The organism is Phocaeicola sp., assembly GCF_048170425.1.
Taxonomy (GTDB): Bacteria; Bacteroidota; Bacteroidia; order Bacteroidales; family Bacteroidaceae; genus Phocaeicola.
The window spans coordinates 1-4,410 of the sequence record NZ_DBEXBB010000162.1; the positions used below are offsets into that span (position 1 = coordinate 1).

At 45.0% G+C, this 4,410-nt stretch carries 3 protein-coding genes; 1 reads left to right on the forward strand and 2 read right to left on the reverse strand.

Going from position 1 to position 4,410, the window contains the following annotated elements:
- Positions 1 to 239 precede the first annotated feature (239 nt).
- Complete coding sequence (gene rpsO, locus ACMJ0U_RS06230) at positions 240 to 509, reverse strand: 30S ribosomal protein S15 (protein ID WP_072531233.1); 270 nt, start codon at positions 507 to 509, stop codon at positions 240 to 242.
- A gap of 259 nt (positions 510 to 768) precedes the next feature.
- Between rpsO and typA the strand changes: the two genes are divergently transcribed.
- Positions 769 to 2,574: a translational GTPase TypA gene (gene typA / locus ACMJ0U_RS06235; protein ID WP_417128918.1), complete on the forward strand. Its 1,806-nt coding sequence runs from the start codon at positions 769 to 771 to the stop codon at positions 2,572 to 2,574.
- Positions 2,575 to 2,660: 86 nt separating this feature from the next.
- Here the strand turns inward: typA and ACMJ0U_RS06240 are convergent.
- Positions 2,661 to 4,410: LTA synthase family protein (locus ACMJ0U_RS06240; protein ID WP_417128919.1), on the reverse strand; the 1,750-nt coding region annotated here is incomplete at its 5' end.

The window sequence follows — 4,410 nt, forward strand, 5'->3', positions numbered from 1 at the left end:
TTGCATTGTACCCCTGTATTCTTCTTTTAGAGAGGCAGGGGTATTCAGCAAAAATACAAAAGTTCTACTATAGTTCTACGAAAAAATGAAATAGCCTCGCAAGTGGTTGATACTCAAAGTTGGGTTAGAAGTTTCCTAAACTTTAGATTCGGGTTCGATTCCCGACGAGGGTACAAAAAATAAGCCGCTCTCCCTTGAAGGAAAAGCGGCTTATTTTTTTGCCTGCAGCAAGTAACGGATTACTTACGAAGACCAAGTTCTTTAACAATAGCACGGTATCTTTCGATATCACGGCTCTTCAGGTAGTTCAGCAAAGAACGACGCTTACCTACCAAAGTTGTCAAAGCTCTTTCAGTGCTATAATCTTTTCTGTTGAGCTTCATGTGCTCAGTCAGGTGAGAAATACGGTATGAAAACAATGCTATCTGCGCTTCAGGTGAGCCAGTATCAGTGTTAGACTTTCCGTACTTTTCAAAGATTTCTTGTTTTTTAGCTGCGTCTAAATACATAATTTTGACTGTTTATTAAAATGTATAAATTTGATTTGCGGATGCAAAGGTAAGCATAATCTTTCAGACTACAAGCGTTTTACATCTTTTTTTCACACCCTAAGGAAGAATTCTTTTTAAGCCTTCACCGGAAGTTTCAGCCGCATAAAGACCGGTATCTGTACTTCCGTTTACGCCAAAAAATATAAAAACCCGGCGTAAAATACCCTCCTTTCGCTGAAAAACAGTAATTTTGCACACAATTATATATAGGTATAGTATGCAAGACATTAGAAACATTGCCATTATTGCTCACGTTGACCACGGAAAAACAACCTTAGTGGACAAGATGATGCTGGCGGGACACCTGTTCCGCAACGACCAGACCAACGGTGAACTGGTTTTGGATAACAACGACCTGGAGCGTGAAAGAGGTATAACCATCCTTTCCAAAAACGTATCCATCAATTACAACGGTACAAAAATCAACATTATCGATACTCCGGGACACGCCGACTTCGGTGGAGAAGTGGAACGTGTCTTGAACATGGCCGACGGATGTATTCTGCTGGTAGACGCTTTTGAAGGTCCGATGCCGCAGACCCGCTTCGTGCTTCAGAAAGCCTTGCAGATTGGATTGAAACCTATCGTAGTGGTAAACAAGGTAGACAAACCGAACTGCCGTCCGGAAGAAGTATATGAAATGGTGTTCGACCTGATGTTCAGCCTCAACGCCACAGAAGACCAGCTGGACTTCCCGGTCATCTACGGTTCTGCCAAGAACAACTGGATGGGTGAAGACTGGAAAACTCCGACCGGCACCATCACTCCGCTGCTGGATGCCATCGTGAAATACATTCCGGCCCCGAAACAGCTGGAAGGTACTCCGCAGATGCTGATTACTTCACTTGACTATTCTTCTTACACCGGACGTATCGCCGTAGGCCGCGTGCACAGAGGTACGCTGAAAGAAGGCATGAACATCACCCTGGCCAAACGCGACGGCACCATGGTGAAATCAAAAATCAAGGAAGTACATACCTTCGAAGGTCTGGGCCGCAAGAAAGTAGAAGCTGTATCTTCCGGCGACATCTGTGCCATCATCGGTGTGGAAGGCTTCGAAATCGGTGATACCATCTGCGACTTCGAAAATCCGGAACCGCTGCCACCTATCGCCATCGACGAACCGACCATGAGCATGCTGTTCACCATCAACGACTCTCCGTTCTTCGGCAAGGAAGGAAAATACGTGACTTCACGTCACATTCACGACCGCCTGATGAAAGAGCTGGACAAGAACCTGGCGCTGCGCGTGCGCAAGACGGAAAACGAAGACGGCAAATGGATTGTTTCCGGACGTGGTGTGCTCCACCTGTCTGTATTGATTGAAACCATGCGTCGTGAAGGCTACGAACTTCAGGTAGGACAGCCGCAGGTAATCTATAAGGAAATCGACGGTGTGAAATGTGAACCGATTGAGGAACTGACCATCAGCGTGCCCGAAGAATTTGCCAGCAAGATGATTGATATGGTAACCCGCCGTAAGGGTGAAATGGTATCCATGGAAACTCAGGGCGACCGTGTAAACATTGAGTTTGACATGCCGTCACGCGGTATCATCGGTCTGCGTACCAACGTGCTGACTGCTTCTCAGGGAGAAGCCATCATGGCTCACCGTTTCAAGGAATACCAGCCGTTCAAGGGCGACATTCCTCGCCGTACCAACGGTTCAATGATTGCCATGGAATCAGGAACTGCCTTTGCTTACGCCATCGACAAGCTGCAGGATCGCGGTAAGTTCTTTATCTATCCGCAGGACGAAGTATATGCCGGACAGGTGGTAGGTGAACACGTTCATGAAAACGACCTGGTTATCAACGTAACCAAATCAAAGAAACTGACCAACATGCGTGCTTCTGGTTCCGACGACAAAGCCCGTATCATTCCGCCGGTTATCTTCTCACTGGAAGAAGCACTGGAATACATCAAGGAAGATGAATACGTGGAAGTAACTCCGAAGAGCATGCGTATGCGTAAAGTCATTCTGGACGAAACAGAACGTAAGCGTGCCAACAAGAACGCATAATCAGATATATTGATATAGAAAAACCGGACTTTCAGAGGTTCTCGTCTCGTGAAAGTCCGGTTTTCCTTTTTATATGCTGTTTTGAATTATTCCCTATAAACCAGTTCGTTGTTATTCATCCGCTGCATGTACTGCTGGATAATCGACTTCAGCTGGACTTCCATTTCTTTCCGCACCTCCTGCGGCATGCTGTCCTTCACATCGTCCTTCATCAGCACGTCTGTACGGAAACGATAGGCATGAATCACTTTTTCTCCGTCGAACTGAATCAGATAATCACCTTTCAGGAACTGGTAGACGCCGCTTGAAGGCAAATAATTTACAGCAAACTTCTCTGAAGCAGGTGTATGAAGTGCATCCTGCCCAAAGCCCACATAAGGGCGATCATAACCAAGTATACCCAACACTGTAGGCATAATATCAATCTGGTCTACTATCTTCTCTTTATCCAAGCCCTTCAACTCTGGAAGCCCAGGGGCATAAAAAATGACAGGCACATTATAATAGCCTAAATCAGTCACATACTCCGGATAGCAGTTTCCACTGGTATGGTCTGCCGTAATTACAAACAATGTATTCTTAAACCAAGACTGCTTTTCTGCCTTCTCAAAAAAACGTTGAATGGCATAATCAGAATAAGCCACCGTTTCAAATAAAGGATCATCTCCCGTAGGGAATTTGCCTTTATAACGTTCAGGCAAGTCAAAGGGACCATGAGAAGTCGCCGTAAATACAGATGTGACAAAAGGCTCTTTCATTTCCGACATCCGGTCACAATAGAACTGCAAGAATTCTTCATCCCAGATAGCCCAAGTCCCGTCAAAATCCGCATCGCCATTGTAATTCGGGTCCTCATTATATTCGGTACGACCAAAATATTTCTGGAAACCCACGGAACGGGCAAAAGCCTGAAAACCCATTGAACCGTTCATCGCGCCATGGAAGAAAGCAGATGAATATCCCTTGTTTTTGGTCAACTCACCAGCAATGCTGGATACATCATTCAAAGCCGAAGGGGTCAAAAAGAATGGTTCCACAAAGCTTGGTATGGATGACAGTACCGACGGCATTCCATCAATACTCTTGCGACCATTGCTATATGAATACTGAAAAGTCAGACTCTTTGCCAGCAATGAATCAATAAAAGGAGTATAACCCTTGTAAGCCCCGTTTTCCAGCTGAGGATTCAATGAGCCTACATGTTGTTTACTGAACCCCTCCCAGATAATTACCACTACATTCATCGGGCGGAAAGCAGTTGAATCGGCAGGGAAATGCACTGGAGAATAAGCTGCCACAGCTTCTGCCTCAGGCAAATAATCAGGAATGACAAACGTCGCTTTCCCCAACGTGCGGAACAAAGAGAACGGTGTATTTAACACCAGACCCGCATCCAAAGGACGTTCTACGTATTGATTGGCATTACTCAAAGTAATAGGACGAGTAGCGGTAGTCATACCTCCACGCATACCAAACACTGTAAAAGGAATAGCAATCAACAGAGTTACCAGTTGTACCACATAATAAGGCATTTTCTGTCTCACAGGAACCTTAGGCGAGCGATACAGCTTATATATTACATAAAACAGCACAGCAGCCAACAACACCAGATACCAATAGGTAGCAAACTCATCTAAAAAAATAGAAGTTAATTTTCCGTCTCCCTCATTCCGAAATTCCTGCAAAACCGTCATCGTAGTACGTCTTCCGGTAAAACGAAAATACACACAGTCTATCAGATTGGTTATCAGGAAAAAGGTATTTACACTGGCAAATACCCAGCGCACAATCTTATAAAACACAGGAGTCTCTTTCCAATGTAATGGAAACAAGAAC